This is a genomic window from Pseudomonas iranensis (assembly GCF_014268585.2).
Classification (GTDB): Bacteria; Pseudomonadota; Gammaproteobacteria; order Pseudomonadales; family Pseudomonadaceae; genus Aquipseudomonas; species Aquipseudomonas iranensis.
Map to the genome: position 1 here is coordinate 3,656,598 of NZ_CP077092.1, position 18,076 is coordinate 3,674,673.

Genomic DNA, 18,076 nt, shown 5'->3' on the forward strand with positions numbered 1-18,076 from the left:
TTGGGTGGCAGGTCGGATCAGCCCTGCTGTTACGACATAGGCAGTTGGCGAGCCTCACGACCGAACGGATGTCACACAAACTTCATGATCAAGGAGTAAATCGGCAAAAAAAAACAGCAGCCCGAAGGCTGCTGCCGTTTCATTGCAGTTGAGACAAGGCTTACAAAGGACGGCCAATGCCGTTGCAGGCGTTGGCGTTGTTGATGTCCAGGTTATTGCCCGAGGTGTTGGTGATGAAGTTGGCGGTCACAGCGGTTTTCCAGTTGTTGGGAACCGGCGTGAAGCTGTGGGCGACGGTGGCGACGTTGTTGCCCGGGTTGCTGTAGTGGGTGGTCAGGAAGTTGCGCACGGCGGTGGCCACGGCTGCATCTTTGTAGCACTGGCCGAAGATGAAGTTGGTGTAAGCCACAATCGGGTAACCGCTTGCCGGGTTAGGCACGACCGGGGCCCAGCCAGCCGGGTTGGCAGGTGCGCTTGGCACCGGTGCAGTGCTCAGCGCCAGCGTCACGTTAGCGTTGGTTGGCTGGACGCCATTGACGCGGGCAACCACAGCGTTGCTGGTGGCGTTCACGCCGTCCGGACCCACATAGCCGATCGAACCGTCCACGGCGTTCACCGCAGTGGCCACATCAGCGGTGTTGGCTACGCCGACCCAAGTCGATGGCAGCGCGGAACCGGCCGGCAGACGAGCGTTGGTGAAGGTGGAGTTGACGGCGAATTTGGTCGGGCAGATCGAGTTCAGGTGACGGCTGAGGATTTCGGTGGTGCCGCTCGAAGTGCTGCGATAAACCACGCGGATTGCGGTGGTGTCGGCGGTACCCAACAGCGCGCCCCAGGTAGTCTTGGTGCCCGACAACGCGTCGCACAACTGAGCGCTGGTCAGGTTAAGCGCGGTCTGACCGGATTTTTTGTACGGAATGGCAACCGAAGTGGCCACCGATGGCAGCTGGATCAACGGGCCGTACGAAGCACCGAAGTTGCTGGTGTAGGTGCTGAGTTCCGTAGCGCTGAGGATCGAGTCGCTGGCGGCGAAGTGCACAGTACCGGTGGTGCTGAACTGGGCAGCGTTGTTGGTCAGGAAAGCGCTTTTGCCGATGCCGCTGCCGGTCACGGCGTAGCTGAAGTTGGCAGGCAGGATGCTGTTGGCAGAACCTTTGTACAGTGCGGCAGGCAGCGAGGCGCCACCACCGGTTACGGCCATGGCCTGGGCGGAAGCCAGAGCGGCGACGGTCAGTGAGGCGGCGATCAGAGTGCGCTTGAACATGAAGAATCTCCTTTTCAACTTGGTTTGGAACACAGGTTTCGGAAGGCTTGCATGACACCGGGAGGGTCCACCGCAGTGGAGCCGCAGGAAGAAATTCGCAGCTTCCGGTGACAGATAAAGGAAAAAACCTCGGGAGCTGAGCGGGGATTTTGGTGCGGATTTCTCGGGTGTATGCGGTGGGTTGCGGCGCGTCTGGATCGCGGGTTTGGCTGAATCGGGCTGGAGCCGTTGGCGGGTGGTTGCAGATGACAGAATGGAGAACCCGAGGATGGCGGGATCGGGACTCGGGTGAGGGTCAGGCCGGTGCAAAATATTTGAGTTTTGTGTTGTCGGGACTGGCGCTTTCGCGAGCAGGCTCGCTCCCACGGTTGAAATGCGTTCCTCTGTGGGAGCGAGCCTGCTCGCGAAGAGGCCGGCCCGGCCGACATCAAACTGGGCTACTGCACCAACTGGTTGATCTCAATAATCGGCAACAACACCGCCATCACAATCACCAGCACCACCCCGCCCATCACCACAATCATCAGCGGCTCGAGCAACGCGGTCATGCCCATCGCCCGTCGTTCAATGTCCCGGGAAAGCGTCTGTGCCGCACGCTCGAGCATCGGTGGCAGCGAGCCGGTTTTCTCGCCGCTGGCGATCAGGTGAATCAGCACCGGTGGGAAGACATTCTCCACGCGCAACGCTGCGGCGAGGTTGACGCCTTCTCGCACTTTCGCCGTGGCCTCGCTGACGCTCAGGCTCAAGCGGTCGTTGGACAAGGTCTGCCGCGCCGCTTCCAGTGCACGCAACAACGGCACCCCGGCGCCGCCGAGAATCGCCAGCGTGGACGCGAAGCGCGCGGTGTTGAGGCCGAGAATGAAACGCCCGAACAGCGGCAACTTCAACACCCGGTGATGCCAGCTCAAGCGCGCCGCCGGATTGCGCAAATACAAACGCCAACTCCAGAACGCCCCGGCCATGAGCGCCGCACACAACCAGCCCCACGCGCGAATGAAATCACTGGCCGTGAGCATCGCCAGGGTCAGCCCCGGCAAATCCTGCCGCGCTTGAGAGAACGCGCTGACCACCTGCGGCACCACGTAACTGAGCAGGAAAATCACAATGCCGATCGACACCAGCCCCACCACGCCCGGATAGATGAACGCAGTGAGAATTTTGCCGCGCAGGTTGTTGCGTTCCTCGATGTAATCGGCCAACCGTTCCATCACCTGGGCGAGATCGCCGGACTCTTCGCCAGCGGCAATCAGCGCGCGGTAAATCTCGGGAAAATCCCGTGGCCGCGACGCCAGCGATTCCGCCAGACGCATGCCGCTGCGCACATCGGCGCGCACGGCGCTGAGGGTCTGGGCGATGTGCTTTTTCTCGGCCTGCTCGACTGTGGCGCTCAGTGCTGCTTCCAATGGCAGGCTGGCGCCGAGCAGGCTCGCCAGTTGCCGCGTGGCCCAGGCGAGGTCGTTGTCGGAGAGTCTGGCGCTGAACAAACCGCCGCCACCGTGTCGGGCGACGTTGCTTTCCTCGTGCACCGACAGCGCTGTCAGGCCACGTCCGCGCAAGGCACTGAACGCTGCGCTCTGGCTGTCCGCCTCAAGGTGCCCGGACTCGATTTTTCCCGTGGCATCCGCCGCTTCAAAGCGATAGCGATTCATCAGGCGTCCCGTGTCACGCGAAGGATTTCTTCCGGCGCGGTGGCACCGCTGCGAATCCAGCGCTCACCGTCCTCACGCAGGCTGAACATCCCTGCTTTCGCCGCCGCCGCGCGCAGGGCCTGCTCCCCTGCCCCTTGGTGGATCAGCGTGCGAATGTCGTCGTCGATGCAGAACAATTCGTGGATGCCGGTGCGGCCGCTGTAACCGGTGTGATTGCACGCTGCGCAGCCCACCGGGCGCCAGGTGCCGGGCGTGGCCGGATCTTCCTGTTTGCACTGATTGCACAGGCGCCGCACCAGACGTTGCGCGAGGACGCCGAGCATCGATGACGCGAGCAAGAACGGCTCAATGCCCATGTCGATCAGGCGATTGACCGCCGACACCGCGTCGTTGGTGTGCAGCGTCGCCAGCACCAGATGCCCGGTGAGCGAGGCCTGCACGGCGATTTGTGCGGTCTCGAGATCGCGGATTTCGCCGATCATGATGATGTCCGGGTCCTGCCGCAGAATCGCCCGCAGCGCGAGGGCAAAGGTCATGTCGATCTTGGCGTTGACCTGAATCTGGCTGATCCCCGGCAAATCGTATTCCACCGGATCTTCCACGGTAAGGATGTTGCTGGTGCTCGCATCCAGCCGCGCCAGCGCCGCGTAGAGGCTGGTGGTCTTGCCGCTGCCGGTCGGCCCGGTGACCAGGACGATGCCGTGGGGCTGGCGAATCAAATGGTCGAGTTTGGCCAACACCTGCGCATCCATGCCCAAGGTTTCCAGATGCAAGCGCCCGGCCTGTTTGTCGAGCAGGCGCATCACCACGCGCTCGCCATGGCCGGTGGGCACCGTCGACACCCGAATATCGATCGGCCGCCCCGCTACGCGCAACGCGATACGACCGTCCTGCGGCAAGCGTTTTTCGGCGATGTCGAGTTGGGCCATGATCTTGATCCGCGACACCAGCGCACCGTGCAACGCCTTGCGCGGCGAGACCACATCGCGCAGGGTGCCGTCGACGCGGTAGCGCACCACCGAATGGGTTTCGAACGGCTCGATGTGAATGTCGCTGGCCTCATCGCGCGCGGCCTGGGTGAGCAAAGCGTTGATCATGCGAATCACCGGCGCGCCGTCCTGGGTGTCGAGCAGGTCGGTGATTTCCGGTATGTCCTGCATCAGCCGATCGAGATCGACCTCGTTTTCCGCCGCACCCACCACCGCCGCCGCACTGCCGGTATCGGCGTAAGCGCTGGCGAGCAAACCGTCGAGCTCGTCATCACGCACCCGCTCGATCCGCGTCGCGCCGAACTGCCGACGCACTTCGCTTATCGACCAGCCGGGCGTCGATGGGCACACCGTCAGCACGCCATCGCGCAACAGAATGCGCTGCGCCTTGGCCCAGGCGTAAGGCAATGCACTCATCGCTCACCCTCCCCACAATTCGCCATGGCAATGCGGTCCTCTGTGGCAATGAGATCCCCAGTGGCAATGAGATCCCCAGTGGCAATGCGATCCCCCGTGGCAATGCGATCCCCTGTGGCGAGGGGATTTATCCCCGTTGGGCTGCGAAGCAGACCCAAACCTTGAGAACCGGTTTCTACAGGCAAATCGCGTGTACCGGTTTTACGACTGCTGCGCAGCCGAGCGGGGATGAATCCCCTCACCACAGTCATCATCTCAGTCAAAACCGGGTGCTCCTTTCAATCGGTACCGTGGCAATGGAATCCTCAGTGGCAATGCGATCCCCTGTGGCGAGGGGATTTATCCCCGTTGGGCTGCGAAGCAGACCCAAAACCTGAGAACCGGTTTCTACAGGCAAATCGCATGTGCCCGGTTTACGACTGCTGCGCAGCCGAGCGGGGATGAATCCCCTCGCCACAGTCATCATCTCAGTCAACACCGGGTGCTCCCTTTGATCGGCACCGTGGCAATGCGATCCCCTGTGGCAATGGAATCCTCAGTGGCAATGGGAACCTCTGTGGCGAGGGGATTTATCCCCGTTGGGCTGCGCAGCAGACCCAAACCTTGAGAACCGCTTTCTACAGGCAAATCGCGTGTGTCCGGTTTACGACTGCTGCGCAGCCGAGCGGGGATGAATCCCCTCGCCACAGTCATCATCTCAGTCAAAACCGGTTGCTCCTTTCAATCGGTACCGTGGCAATGCGATCCTCTGTGGCAATGGAATCCTCAGTGGCAATGGGAACCTCTGTGGCGAGGGGATTTATCCCCGTTGGGCTGCGAAGCAGACCCAAAACCTGAGAACCGGTTTCTCCAGGCAAATCGCGTGTACCGGTTTTGCGACTGCTGCGCAGCCGAGCGGGGATAAATCCCCTCGCCACAGTGATCATCTCAGTCAAAACCGGGTGCTCCCTTTAATCGGCACCGTGGCAATGCGATCCCCTGTGGCAATGGAATCCTCAGTGGCAATGGGATCCCCTGTGGCGAGGGGATTTATCCCCGTTGGGCTGCGAAGCAGACCCAAACCTTGAGAATCGATTTCTCCAGGCAAATCCCGTGTACCGGTTTTACGACTGCTGCGCAGCCGAGCGGGGATGAATCCCCTCACCACAGTCATCATCTCAGTCAAAACCGGGTGCTCCCTTCAATCGGTACGGCTTTGATCGTGGCCCGTGGGCCTGATGTCGGCCCCGGCGCTGGCACGCCTTGCGCGGCGCTTGGCAATTGCGGCGCCTGCATGTCAGGCATCGCCCAGCTGCGTTCCGGTTGCAAGCCGCCCTGGGCGCGGCGCATGAAGTCGTAGCGGTTGAGGGTGATGCTGCGCCCCGCTTCGCTGTCGCGGATGATGTACGGGCGCAGGAACACCATCAGGTTGGTCTTGGTGATCGCCCGGCGTTCGTTGCGAAACAGCGCGCCGATACCCGGCAGGCTGCCCAGCCACGGCACGGCATCATTGCTCTGGCTGTAGCCGTCCTGGAGCAACCCGCCGAGAACCATGATCTGCCCATCGTCGAGCAGAATGCTGGTGTCGATCGCTCGTTTGTTGGTGACGATGCCGGCGGCGGTCACGCTGTTTGAAGCACGTTCATCAATGCTGCTGACTTCCTGATAGATATCCAGCTTCACCGTGCCGCCCTCGGAAATCTGCGGGCGTACGTTGAGCTTGAGGCCGACCTCTTCTCGGGTCACGGTCTGGAACGGGTTGTTGCTGGTGCCACCGCCGCCGGTGACGTAGCTGCCGCTGACAAACGGGATGGTCTGGCCAACAAAAATGCTCGCCGCTTCGTTGTCCAGGGTCAGCAGGTTCGGCGTCGACAGCACGTTGGTGCCGCCCTTGCTCTTCAGCGCTCGGGCCAGCACTTTCAGGTCGAGAATCTTGCCGATGCCGGGGATGTCGACCGTGCCGTTGACATAGCCAAGATTCAAACCCTGCGGCAGCACGTCGATGCTGTTCTTGGCCCCCGTGTTGAGACCCGCACCACCCAGATTAGCGCCACCGATCACGCCTTTGCCGCCGAGGTTACCGGTCTGCCATTGCACACCGAATTCACTGGCATCGTCCTCGCCGACCTCGACGATCAGGCTCTCGATCACCACCTGCGCACGGCGCTGATCCAGCAAATCGATAACCTCACGCAAATTGCGATAAAGCGGCTCCGGTGCGGAAATCAGCAGCGTGTTGGTGGTGGCATCAGCCTGAATCGTCACCCCGCCAGCGCTGAACGCAACGTTCTGTTCGCTGCTCTGCGTGCCGCCATTGCTGGCCGCGCCGCCACTGCCCTGCGCATAACTGCCGCCGCTTGCACCGCTGCCAGTCGTCGTTGAAGTGCCAGTGCTCGGCGTGCTGCTCTGGCCGTTCTGCCCGGCATTGCCGCCAGTGCTGCTGCCCATCGCGCTGAGTACCGACCGCGCCGCGTCGCTGCTGCCGCTGTCACTCTCGCCGGTGAGCAAACCGCGCAACGCCTGCGCTAATTTCGCCGCTTGGGCATTGCGCAGATAAACCACGTGCAGATTGCTCGGATTGCTCTGCGCGTTATCGAGTTTGTAGATCAGGTTGCGCGCCAGCTCGGTGCGCTCGGGGCTTCCGGCGCGGATGATGATGGTGTTGGAACGTGGGTCGCCAATCACGGCGATTTTCTGCGTCGGATCATTGCCCGGCGCGTCGAGCAAGTCGGCCACCATCGGCGCGATGTCGGCGGCGATGCCGTTCTGGATCTGCACCACGTCGGTGTCGATCGCGCTCGGCGTGTCGATGCTCTCGATCAGTTGCGCAACACGGGTAAGGTTCTCGGCGTAATCGGTGATGACCACGGTGTTGTTGCCGGGATAAGCGTTGATCGGATTGTTCGGCGAGACAATCGGGCGCAGCACCGGGATCAGGTTCACCGCGTTTTCGTATTGCAGGCGAAACGTGCGCGTGAGCATGCCGTTGCCGGCCGGTTTGTCAGCGCTGTAGATCGGCCCGCCGAGCAGTTTCGCGTCGGCCTCCGGAACCACCTGCGCCACGCCGCCGACATCGACCACGCTGAAGCCTTGCATGCGCAACGCCGCGAGCAGCATGTCGTAGGCCTGACGGGCCGGCACCTGACCTTCCGAAACCAAGGTCAGATTGCCCTTGACCCGTGGATCGACGAGAAACTGCTGCCCGGTGGCCCGCGACAGCGCCCGAACCACCGCCTGAATATCCGCCTCGACGAAATTCAGCGTCACCGGTTGCTCGCCCAACGGATTACGCGCAACCGCATTGCTCGGCGCAACGCCAGCACTGCGCCCACGCTGACTGATGTTGTGTAACTGCTTGGGCACCGGCCGCGCCTGAGCCTGCGCGCGCTCGCGATCGGCCACCGCATCGCCGCTGCGCTGGGTGTTGGCCAGCGGCCGGCCGAGTTCACTGTCCACCAACAACGGCGGCTGATTCTGCGGCGCCGTGGTGCTGTTGCACGCGCTCAATGCCATCAGCAACAACGGCAGCGCCAGACGTGCCGGTTTGCAGCGTGACTCCTTCATGAAGCTTCCTTAGCGCCCTGCGCCTGATCCATGCGAACGGTGCCTGACAATGTGCCGGCGGTGACTTCGGTCGAGGTTTCAGTTGCGCGTTGCAACTGCGCCTCGACCACCTGCAGAGAAAGTTGTGACGGCTGGCTGAGCAGCCAGTCGAGCAGCGCATCGGCCGGCGCGGCGTCGACATTCAACTGCCACGCACCGCCCTCCGCTTCCTGTAATTGGTAATGCCCGGCCAGCCCCGCCGCTTGCAGACTTTGCTCCAGCGACTGGCCAACGCTCTGCCCCTGCGGCCGCACATTGACGCTGCGCAACAGCACTTCCAGCGCCTCGGTTTGCGCGCGCAACTTGGGCGTTTCGCTCTGCCAAAAAGTGATCCTGGCCAACGGCGGCTTGACCAGCGTCAGCCAGATCAGCAGACCGATCAGCACCACGGCCATGCCGGCGACCATGCGTTTTTCCCGCAGCGCCAACGGCTGCCAACGCGCCTGCAACTGACTGCTAAAGCGCTGCCAGCGCGCACGGTAAATCGCCAGCGTCGCCCTACTCATCGTCTGCTCCGCTGTCGTCGTCTTCGTTGGTGTTGGCGCTGGATTCATCGCTCGGCCGCAAGGTCCAGCCTGCGTCATCGGCAGTGACGCTGATGCCGGCCTGGGCCAGGGTGCTTTGCCAGTCCTTGTCGTTGCCGCCACGGTTTGCATCGCTGAGCAACGCCAGCTGCAAGGCGCCGTTGCGGTAGGTCAGACGCTCGACACTGCCGGCCATGAACGGCATGCCCGTGCCGGCCTGCAACACCAGCCGATTGAAGTTCTGCGCCGGGTCATCGACCGCGCCTTTTTGCCGCTGCTCCACTTGCTGACGCGCCTGTTGCAGCGGGTTGAGAATCACCGGCAATTCAGGAAACGCCTGCTTCACCCGCTGACTCATCTGCGCCTTGAGCTGCTGGCCCTGCCGCGCTTCGCGAGCGGCGTACATATTCAGCCCGATCACCCAGACTGCCACGGCCAAAGCCACACACCCGACAGCACGACCCCAGCCACGTTGCTCGCCGCCGCTTTGCTGCAGACCACCGTGCAAACCCCAACCGGGCAAGGGGCCGATCCAGCGTTGTGCTGATCCGGCTTCGAACGATGCCTCATCAACTTCGTCACCGAGCAACGGCTCAACCTGCGCGCTGTTCAAACTCTCGCGACGGAGCAAATGCCCGTCCGCCACACAAGCGACAAACCCCGGCAGCACTGGCAGGCCGTACGGCGCCGGATACAAACCGCGCAGCGTCAACTTCGCCTGCTTGAGCACCGCAGCCAGACGCTGCAAATGCTGCCACGAGACCCAGGCAATCTGCACCTGCCCGCTTGCATCACGAGGGCTGTGGCCGATATGCATCTGGCTGCTATCACCGAGCATCAACGCCTGCGCCGCGCACTGCACCGCGGCCGCGGTTTTGTTAGCGGGCAGCGGCGGTAGATCAATGCTGGCGAGCAGGCTGTCGGCCGGATGCAGAAAACACAGCAGCGGTGGTTGCTTCGGCCGTTGCCCCAACTGACTCAAAGTGAGCCGTTCCTCACGACTGACCTGCCCCTGACGATCCAGCCAGGCGCAGCTCACTTCGCTGTGCAACTCCAGCTCCGCCAGCGGCGGCAACGCGACGCGCAACTGGCTCATGCGCCCACCCGCGACCAGATCACCTGCGGCAGCCGATCCTCGCTGCGGTGCAGCAAAGCGTCGAGGCTGACCCGCCGTTGATCACGCCGCGCCTCACCGCGCAAACGAAACCAGTCACTGGTGATGCCGACCTTGACGCTGCTCATTTCCAGCTGCGGCATGCGCAAGCGGTTCACGAAATCGCCGCGATTGATAAACCAGCGCCCGGCGTCACGCTCGGCAATCAACGCCGTCGCCCGCTCCAGCGAAAGTCCCGGCACATAGGCCGCCAGCACCTGCGCCGTCGCGGTGTTGCCGTTGATCCACGTCGTCGCCGGAATCACCGTCACGTACGGCGCCAGTTGGCCGATCAGCGCATCCGTCACGCCTTCGACGCTGCGCAAATCATCCAGCGTGCGCAGCATCGGCAGCTTCGGCGGTGGCGGTTTGTGATCGGCATCCGGCGACGTCGCGCGGCCGCTGTCGAAACCTGCTTTGCCCGTCGCACCAATCTGCGCATTCAGCAGATGCGGATACCCGGCAATCACCCGCTGACGGATGCGCTGGCTGACAACGCCACTCACGCCGATCAGCTCACACAAGCGCTCGAACGCCTGCACCTGCGCCTCATCGATGCGCTCGTTGGCGACCAGATTGCGCAGGTTGAACTTGCCCTGCTCGTCCTCCAGCCGCCCGGCAAAACCCGCCGCCAGCAACGGCTGCGCCCAGGGCTGATCACGCCGGGTCAACGGATCACGCAGGCGCGCATCCCAGAGCAACTGCCGGCTGATCTCCAGACCACCCAGCGCCAGCCAACGCCCCTGCACACGCTGCTGATCGGCCTCCAGCGCCCGGGTCGCCACGCTCTGCCGCGTCAACATCCCCGCCGCAATCACCGCCACCACGGCGGCGATCAACAACGCGCTGATAATCGCCATGCCCCGTTGCTTCGCCCCGTTGAGCGAACCTGTGTTCACGGCCGGCCTTACAACTGCCAGGAACCGATATCGGCATTCACGCCATCGCCGTCAGGCTGGCCATCGGCGCCGAGGGAAAAGATATCGACCTCACCATTCGCGCCCGGGTTGAGGTACTGATAAGGCCGGCCCCACGGGTCATTCGGCAAACGCTCCAGATACGAACGCCAGTTGCTGTTCTTCGCATCCGCCGGCCGCTCGACCAACACCTTCAGCCCCTGATTCATGCTCGGATACGTGCCGTGATCGAGGCGATACAACTTCAACGCCTGCATCAACCCGCCAATATCCTGCTTCGCCGCCGTCGCCCGCGCCTGATCCGGCCGGTCGAGCACCTTGGGCACCACCATCGCCGCCAGAATCCCCAGAATCACCACCACCACCATGATCTCGATCAAGGTAAAACCCTGCTGGCTACGCGGTGTGCGCGGCGACTGACTGAGCGTGTTCAAAGGTGCGATATCCATCTCGACATTCCCTGGCTTGATCCGAATTCGACGCGCAGTGTTGCAAGAAGATATGTCAGGGATGTTGAAAATCCTCGGGTGTTTCCGTCGTCAAGCCGTCAAGGACGGGGGTTAGCGTCGAGGGCTGGGTTTTGCTTTTAGGCCATGTATGCGCGCGCGAACGCGAGAGGAAGGATTCACCCTGATTGAAGTGCTGGTGGCACTGGCGATCATCGCCGTCGCCATGTCCGCCGCCGTGCGCGTCGCGGGGTTGATGACTCAGAGCAGTGGGGTTTTAAGGGATCGGTCGGTGGCGATGATTGCCGCGCAGAGCCGGATGGCTGAGCTGCGCCTGGAAGGCCGGTTGCCGAATGGGATGAAGGCTGTTGAATGTGATCAAGGACGGCTTATGCTGCGCTGCGAACAGGTGATTGCCAGCGCAGAGAATGGGCGGCTGCTCAAGGTTGGAATTCAAGTATTCGACCGCAACCAGGATGCGCCGCCGTTGGCCAGACTGGAGACCCTGTTGTCACGGCCAGGAAGCCCCTCACCCTAGCCCTCTCCCGAGGGAGAGGGAACCGATTCGGGGATATTCGAGAAATACGCCGACCTGAACGCATCGCTCTGAATCCATAATCAACGCGGTCGCTCAGGTCGATGTAAAACGCAAGACACCTTGGTCGGCTCCCTCTCCCTCCGGGAGAGGGCTGGGGTGAGGGGCTCTTTTACTCGAGTGTCTACAGGTCTCAGGCATACGCAGCTATGCAGCAATGGAAACTCCGGCAATACACCAGAATCACACCGACCAGAACGCAGCATCACAAATCCATAATCAACGCGCACGCTCAGGTCGATGTAAAACGCAAAACACCTCGGTCGGCTCCCTCTCCCTCCGGGAGAGGGCTGGGGTGAGGGGCTTTTCTGCCGCACCTAAAATCCCAAGGCCCCGCGCCGGATCAAGGCCAACGACATCACCCCGCCACCTCCAAATTATCCATAACCCGATTCACCGCCAGCTCCCCCAACATGATCAGTTGAGCAACCCCCAACAGCGCCCGCCGCTGCGGGGCCGGCAACAGACTGGAAATGTCCTGAGCAATCGTCTTCGCCGAAGCCAGCGTTTCACTCGCATCAGCCAGCAGTTCTTCATTCTTGGTATCCGCCGTCACCGCATACATCCCACGCGCCTTACGCGGCGGAGGCAGGAGATTGTTTGGCGACAGGTAATGATCAAGCGCGCGGTCGGCGGCTTCGTGGAGCTTGTTGGAATCTAGGGATTCGTAGGGAGACGTGGGATCGGTTTCGGGTGGGTTGGGTGTGGGTTTGATCATGGTAAAGCTCCTTGATTATTGGAGCCGCCACGTTTCGCTGCGAAACGAATAGGGGTGGCAGCTGTACGCAGGTTCGCAGACCGGGAATCAAGGAACCCGGCATACCCGAAGGTATCCCGCGCACAGCCGCCATAAAGCACCATTGCCAAAAATGACAACGAACTGGAGCGCTGTGCGCCTTGATTGATCCGGGCTGCGAAACCCGATCGCTGATTCGTCAGCGACGCGACCACAATAGAACCCGCCCCCTAGGCGCACAAGCCGGCGGATTCTGGCGTAGCTGTAGGCAAAGGCGCAAGGATATGTAGCTTGGGAGCATGACCTAAGATGTCTTTTTAAACATTGATGTTTATCGAGCCCGCGAATGTGTTCCCCTGTCCTGCAGCATTTAATCGCGGGGGGCTGGGCGATTATTTAGAAAGTGGAGTTATACCGTCAGCGCGGCGGCGAAAGCATTGGAGCGAATTTATTCAAAGCGAAGTGATGTAAATAACCAGGCATGCATGGCATCATAACGCCACTAATCATACGCTGAGACTGAAGATGGAACTGATAAGTCAAGAAAAGATAATGCAGGTACTTGATTGGGCCTACGAGAGGTCTGTGAATGGGTTCTCCGGTCTTGATTCCGCCGAGGAGCTCGCAGCCAGCTACGCCAAAGAGGAAAGCCCTGCTTACGATCAAGCTAACTCCCTGATTCGCTGGCAGAACACCAAATCGGCCACCTCTGGCTTCATTACCGGCTTAGGTGGATTGATTACGCTGCCCGTAGCGTTGCCCGCCAACATCACAAGTGTGCTTTTCGTACAAATTCGTATGATCGCCGCCATCGCCCACTTAGGTGGCTACGACGTGAAGGATGACAAGGTCAAGACTCTCGTTTTCGCCTGTCTCACAGCCAACTCCGCCAAAGAAGTGCTAAAAGACATCGGTATTGCCGTAGGCAACAAACTTGCGATGAACGCCGTGAAGTCCATTTCCGGTAAGACTCTGATAGAGATAAACAAAAAGGTCGGCTTCAAGCTGTTCACCAAGTTTGGTGAAAAAGGCGTGATCAATCTTGGCAAAGCTGTGCCGCTGCTGGGAGGCCTGATTGGTGGAAGTTTCGATGCCTACACGACCAACACCGTCGGTAATGTAGCGCGCGATACATTTACACCAAAAGAAGTGGCTGCTGCATAAAGGACCGTTTTAGCGGTAGCTGCATTTCCCCGTGTTCATGCAAATGCAGAGGCAAAAGCAGCAAGCGCTACAGAGGGGTCGGATGTATTTTTAGAAAATAAATCCGCCCCTTTGTCTTTCCAAAGGTTTCCAACGTCGTACACACCATCAGCAATCAGCATCCCCCCCGTGGGAGCGAGCTTGCTCGCGAAAGCGCCAGAATAAACACCCGATCAATCACCAGGTGATCCCGACACCCGCATCAACCCGGCAATTCCAAATTATCTAGCGCCCGATTCACCGCCAGTTCCCCCAACATGATCAGTTGAGCAACCCCCAACAATGCCCGCCGCTGCGGCGCCGGCAACAAACTGGAAATGTCCTGAGCAATCGTCTTCGCCGAAGCAAGCGTTTCACTCGCATCAGCCAGCAGTTCTTCATTCTTGGTATCCGCCGTCACCGCATACATCCCACGCGCCTTACGCGGCGGAGGCAGGAGATTGTTTGGCGACAGGTAATGATCAAGCGCGCGGTCGGCAGCTTCGTGGAGTTTGTTTGAATCGAGGGATTCGTAGGGAGATGTGGGATCGGTTTCGGGCGGGTTGGGTGTTGGTTTGATCATGGTGAAGCTCCATTTTTATACCTGGTGGAACCACCAAAACCTGTCGCTAAACAAGTAAGGGTGGCAGCTGTGCGCGGGTTAGCGAACCGAGAGGTATAAGACCCGGCAGACCCGAAGGTCTCCCACGCACAGCCACCATAGCGTCATCGCAAACGTCTGCGACAAACTGGAGCGTCGTTGAACTTATACCTGGTCGGGTCGCTAAACCCGGTCGCTGGATTGCAGCGACCCATAGACGATATAGACCAAGAACAAAGCTCACAAGCCGGCGGATTCTGGCGTAGCTGTAGGCAAAGGCGCAAGGATATGTAGCCTGAGAGCGTGACTGGAGATGTCCTTTTAAACATTGGCGTTTATCGAGGCCTCATGCCGTCACGTTCCACAAAATAGATCCGTCCCTTTTATTCTCAGGAAAAACACGCGATCACTTTTGCAAGTCGCTTCATGCCTCGACAAGCTCATGACTAAGCTTTTTTCGCGCCTAAATGCTGAGATCTCGAGAAAGCACCGGAAAGACTTGTCGGTCGCAGAACCTGAGATTCCATTAGCGACACTGAAGCGATTTTTCGATGTCAATGATACAATCGACCTAGCACGGCCTGAGGCGCCTGCGCCATGCATATGATGTCGCGCGGGGTTAATCAAGTGTTAATTACCACCAAACTGCACCTTAGAGCAGTATTTAGGGTTGACCGTTACACGCAACGCAGGATTAGATATTGCACTTGTTTCTTTTAATTGAGCTTATAACTTATGGGAGCATCTAACAAATATGTTAAATGACTCATTAATCCGCGCCGCATTATTAACTCGACTAAGGAACGCTCATCCTCGGCCTAAAGCGCTTATTGAAGAATTGCGGGTTCATAATGGCAATGCTATTGCTGACGTAGTCGCCATCCATAGTGAAGCTCATTGTTATGAGATCAAAGGTGATGGTGACAAAATTGAAAGAATTGCTCAGCAAGGCTTATATTACGACCTTGCTTTTCGAAAAGTTACCTTAGTGACCACTTCAAAGCACATAGCAAAAGCCGTTAAAATCGCCCCAAGTCACTGGGGCATTCTTGAAGCAAAATGCAACTCATCAAATAGAATTGTTTTTAAATCAGTACGCCAAGTAAAGAAGAGTGCATCATTTGACAAGCAGATAGCATTGTTAACCCTATGGCGAAACGAACTGCTTGATATCGCACTCGAACTAGAAGAAAAAGTTCAGAGCAAAACAAACAGAGACTCTCTATCCTCTCTGATTTCTCGGGCTTTCGGAGCACAAGAGCTCAGCCTGACAATAGGCAAAGCCCTTGTACTTAGAAGCCTTATAAAAGATCAAGCATGAAAGATATATGAGAGTTGATTGTAGGTTTCAAAATACTACCAGGCATCACCGTTGACCCAAGCCCAGCTGCTTTTTCAACCAAATACAAATCCCCTGCAGAGTTGCCGTGTCGAAAAAAAGGCTTTGCTATGATAATTGAAGCAATATCATTATATTGCTTGAAACCTCTTGGATGCGTCTTAATGCCACCGCCGCGCACAATATAGTGTTTGCCTTCGTAAGAGTAGACCACTTTAGGCGCAGTCACGTTGAGCATGTTACGCGGATCAATATCAGAGTCCGAATAATCAGGACTTACAATAGTATAATCACCAAAAATCACATGCCGACCAGAAAATGCTGGAATAGCATTGTTAAAGATGGCAATTTCGTTGCGAACCAAATGAACTTCACTATTAGTTGAAAGTACATCACCCGCAGCAGGAGGAAGTGTAGAACCTGTAATCACAATTGATTCATATGCGTGATCAGCAAGAGCAGCCGCGCAAAAAGCTTTTATCTGTAGAGAACGAGTCAGCGCATCAACACCCTTACAGACCCTATTATCTATAACAAGTACCCATCTATCATAAATGCCATCCCCCATCGCTAGGAGATGCAAAATATCTGACCGAATCAAATTATAGCTAATGAGATCTTCGCTTGAGACACGTAGAGCAATTCTTCTACTTTTTACAACTTTAGTGATTGCAGGCGTGAACACACAAGCATTTCGATCCGCTGTGCGATCTATACCAACAACTGGGTTAAAACAAAGATTCTGAGCAAACATGCATGCTGCAAAATATTCATAGCTCGGACGCCCTCCAATGTGGATTGAGTTTGGAATATCGTAGTCGTCCACAAAGTACTCAGGTACGCCCTTCATATTCAAGCAAAATTTTCGAGAGACTTTCTCGATGCTCTGCTTTAAAGTCGAGGCATCCATATCCTTTTTCATAGGAAGATCGAAAAAAGGAATGACGAGTTTTTTCTTTTCCTTGCTAAGAGACTTAATCGCCCCAAACTCATTGGCCTTAGCTTTAAGAAACGGCATGTACTTATGCATTTGCGCTGATCATCCTTCTGACGCTAATCTTATTAATAATGGTATTAAATAGAGTATAGTTCCCTAAATCATGCCTCACGAAGCCTGCCAAGATTGCAGGGTGTATAGACAGCTTCTCCGCGTCCTTAAATAGATCCTGCGCACTGTGATGCCTTCTTACAGAGGCGGATCGCCAATCGCTACGACTTATAAATATTTCTTTAGCTAGTTGGTTCGCCTCGAGTTCAATATGATTTTCACCGACATCTTCGAGACAATCAAAGTGAGGCTCATACAGTTGATCATAATGAATCGATACATGAGCAAGCTCATGCATGAGTGTAAACCAAAAATAATCATATCTATCATATCGCAGTGTCATACCGACTATCGGAGTTCCACATGGGAGCTTAAAGAAAACCCCGTCAGTCTTCATTCCGGCAGACTGTGGCAAATAGATAAGCACAACACCATATTGCCAAAGCAGACTGGATATATTCGTTATATTTTCCACATCCAGAGAATATCTAGCGATCTCCTTTAGCGACTGTTGGGATAGGCCATTAAACTTCTGCACCTTCCCGTTAGAAATCACGATCTCAGCGTAGCGCTGCACCTGAGAAAGCCATAAAAAAACTTCAGCCTCTTTATCTGTCCCACTTCGACGAAAAAGAGCACTGCTCGCAACCCCAGAGAGTAGATCTTTGAATATAAGAGGGTCATCAGAGCCCAGTTTATCTATGATCTCGGTATAGGCTTTAAGCGCTCCCAAAAGACTTTCAGGAGAGCAGTCAGATGTTGAGACGAAAAAATCTTCGAACTCATCTTTATCATCCATGAGCAGGAGCTCCGAATTTTTGAGCGGCTTCTTTAGCCATCTCGAAATAATCAAGGCTTTCTTTTTTTCTTTCTGGAAAACACGTCATACCGATTTTATTGTAGTAAGCGGCTGCTTTTGGCAGTGAATGCAGCGAAAATCCCGGACGTAAACCTAAGGTTTCAGTGGCAAATTTAGACGCATATTTAATAAGGTCAGACCCCACGCCTTTAAAGCGTGCAGCACTCAGCGGATTAGGCCTATTCCATGGTGCAACTGCGACATACTCTATATAAAAAATCCCTTGACCATCAATTATACTGTCCTTCGGGTGATATATAAGGCAAGCAGCCTGAACAGCGTCCTCTGCCAAGTAAAAAAACCAATTATACTCTTGGGCACTATGATGAATAGCTTTAGCCGTCCATCGCCAGTGAGCATCTTCCATCTGTAATTCCGATATTTTTTGCAAGAGCTCCGCCTCGCACGTTACAGAACTCTTTACACAATGGAGTATTTCAATATTTTTCGCGGTCCATTCCTTATCACACTTACTGGCCAACGCAATATCCCAACCATGCAAAAGCTGAAAAGATATGCTTTTGCCGGTCGTATTGGTTTTAACACCTGTGAACAAAGCCGAGGCAGGAGGGGATGAAGCGATAAGGGATTTAATCCTGTTTATATCCATATAACACCACACTTAAAATCATGAAGTTTTTAAGGAAAGCTTTGGGCTCTAAACTGGCACCTAGATTCCACCATGGCCGGATTTGATCACGACTACGCTCGTGGCAGCTTGAAAATACCAATCTGCGCTTCGGGAGAGCAGTGAGTGTGTACAGCGCGAAAAAAG

At 57.2% G+C, this 18,076-nt stretch carries 16 protein-coding genes; 3 read left to right on the plus strand and 13 right to left on the minus strand.

The annotated features are described in order from the left end of the window. Positions 1 to 160 precede the first annotated feature (160 nt). The 8 genes from HU724_RS16245 to gspG form a co-directional block, all read right to left on the minus strand. Positions 161 to 1,264, minus strand: a complete 1,104-nt coding sequence (locus HU724_RS16245; RefSeq protein WP_122698143.1) for a substrate-binding domain-containing protein — start codon at positions 1,262 to 1,264, stop codon at positions 161 to 163. Between the two features lie 437 nt (positions 1,265 to 1,701). After that, positions 1,702 to 2,913 carry a type II secretion system inner membrane protein GspF gene (gene gspF, locus HU724_RS16250; protein ID WP_041480124.1) on the minus strand — a complete coding sequence of 404 codons (1,212 nt, stop codon included), beginning with the start codon at positions 2,911 to 2,913 and terminating at the stop codon, positions 1,702 to 1,704. Next, on the minus strand, positions 2,913 to 4,319 hold the full coding sequence (gspE, locus tag HU724_RS16255) for a type II secretion system ATPase GspE (protein ID WP_186569709.1): 1,407 nt from the start codon (positions 4,317 to 4,319) through the stop codon (positions 2,913 to 2,915). The genes gspF and gspE overlap by 1 nt, the downstream gene beginning before the upstream one ends. Positions 4,320 to 5,480: 1,161 nt before the next feature. Beyond that, positions 5,481 to 7,862: a type II secretion system secretin GspD gene (gene gspD, locus HU724_RS16260; protein ID WP_186569708.1), complete on the minus strand. Its 2,382-nt coding sequence runs from the start codon at positions 7,860 to 7,862 to the stop codon at positions 5,481 to 5,483. After that, positions 7,859 to 8,407, minus strand: coding sequence for a type II secretion system protein GspM (gene gspM, locus HU724_RS16265; protein ID WP_186569707.1), 549 nt, complete (start codon positions 8,405 to 8,407; stop codon positions 7,859 to 7,861). The genes gspD and gspM overlap by 4 nt, the downstream gene beginning before the upstream one ends. Further along, positions 8,400 to 9,521, minus strand: a complete 1,122-nt coding sequence (gspL, locus tag HU724_RS16270; protein WP_186569706.1) for a type II secretion system protein GspL — start codon at positions 9,519 to 9,521, stop codon at positions 8,400 to 8,402. The genes gspM and gspL overlap by 8 nt, the downstream gene beginning before the upstream one ends. Then, complete coding sequence (gspK, locus tag HU724_RS16275; protein WP_186569705.1) at positions 9,518 to 10,438, minus strand: type II secretion system minor pseudopilin GspK; 921 nt, start codon at positions 10,436 to 10,438, stop codon at positions 9,518 to 9,520. Before gspK ends, gspL begins: the two co-directional genes overlap by 4 nt. A 47-nt stretch (positions 10,439 to 10,485) precedes the next feature. Next, positions 10,486 to 10,944: a type II secretion system major pseudopilin GspG gene (gene gspG / locus HU724_RS16280; protein ID WP_123442313.1), complete on the minus strand. Its 459-nt coding sequence runs from the start codon at positions 10,942 to 10,944 to the stop codon at positions 10,486 to 10,488. Between the two features lie 148 nt (positions 10,945 to 11,092). Here gspG and gspI point away from each other — a divergent pair, with 148 nt between their 5' ends. Further along, complete coding sequence (gspI, locus tag HU724_RS16285; protein WP_186569704.1) at positions 11,093 to 11,479, plus strand: type II secretion system minor pseudopilin GspI; 387 nt, start codon at positions 11,093 to 11,095, stop codon at positions 11,477 to 11,479. Positions 11,480 to 11,894: 415 nt separating this feature from the next. Here gspI and HU724_RS16290 read toward each other — a convergent pair whose 3' ends face one another. Then, on the minus strand, positions 11,895 to 12,254 hold the full coding sequence (locus HU724_RS16290; protein WP_016774969.1) for a DUF6124 family protein: 360 nt from the start codon (positions 12,252 to 12,254) through the stop codon (positions 11,895 to 11,897). A 543-nt stretch (positions 12,255 to 12,797) separates the two neighbouring features. On the opposite strand from HU724_RS16290, the gene HU724_RS16295 reads away from it, so the two are divergent. Then, complete coding sequence (locus HU724_RS16295; protein WP_129999477.1) at positions 12,798 to 13,436, plus strand: EcsC family protein; 639 nt, start codon at positions 12,798 to 12,800, stop codon at positions 13,434 to 13,436. Positions 13,437 to 13,677: 241 nt separating this feature from the next. On the opposite strand, the gene HU724_RS16300 is transcribed toward HU724_RS16295, so the two are convergent. Continuing rightward, the gene (locus HU724_RS16300; RefSeq protein WP_065616219.1) at positions 13,678 to 14,037 is read right to left on the minus strand and encodes a DUF6124 family protein; all 360 of its coding nucleotides are present in this window, start codon (positions 14,035 to 14,037) and stop codon (positions 13,678 to 13,680) included. Positions 14,038 to 14,809: 772 nt separating this feature from the next. Between HU724_RS16300 and HU724_RS16305 the strand changes: the two genes are divergently transcribed. Continuing rightward, on the plus strand, positions 14,810 to 15,376 hold the full coding sequence (locus HU724_RS16305) for a sce7726 family protein (protein WP_186569703.1): 567 nt from the start codon (positions 14,810 to 14,812) through the stop codon (positions 15,374 to 15,376). On the opposite strand, the gene HU724_RS16310 is transcribed toward HU724_RS16305, so the two are convergent. From HU724_RS16310 to HU724_RS16320, 3 genes are read right to left on the minus strand one after another with little or no spacing between them, the layout of a single operon-like run. Then, positions 15,357 to 16,424 carry a beta family protein gene (locus tag HU724_RS16310; RefSeq protein ID WP_186569702.1) on the minus strand — a complete coding sequence of 356 codons (1,068 nt, stop codon included), beginning with the start codon at positions 16,422 to 16,424 and terminating at the stop codon, positions 15,357 to 15,359. The genes HU724_RS16305 and HU724_RS16310 overlap by 20 nt on opposite strands. Then, positions 16,417 to 17,241: an ImmA/IrrE family metallo-endopeptidase gene (locus HU724_RS16315; protein WP_186569701.1), complete on the minus strand. Its 825-nt coding sequence runs from the start codon at positions 17,239 to 17,241 to the stop codon at positions 16,417 to 16,419. The genes HU724_RS16310 and HU724_RS16315 overlap by 8 nt, the downstream gene beginning before the upstream one ends. Then, the gene (locus HU724_RS16320) at positions 17,234 to 17,911 is read right to left on the minus strand and encodes an N-acetyltransferase (RefSeq protein WP_186569700.1); all 678 of its coding nucleotides are present in this window, start codon (positions 17,909 to 17,911) and stop codon (positions 17,234 to 17,236) included. Before HU724_RS16320 ends, HU724_RS16315 begins: the two co-directional genes overlap by 8 nt. Between the last annotated feature and the right edge of the window lie 165 nt (positions 17,912 to 18,076).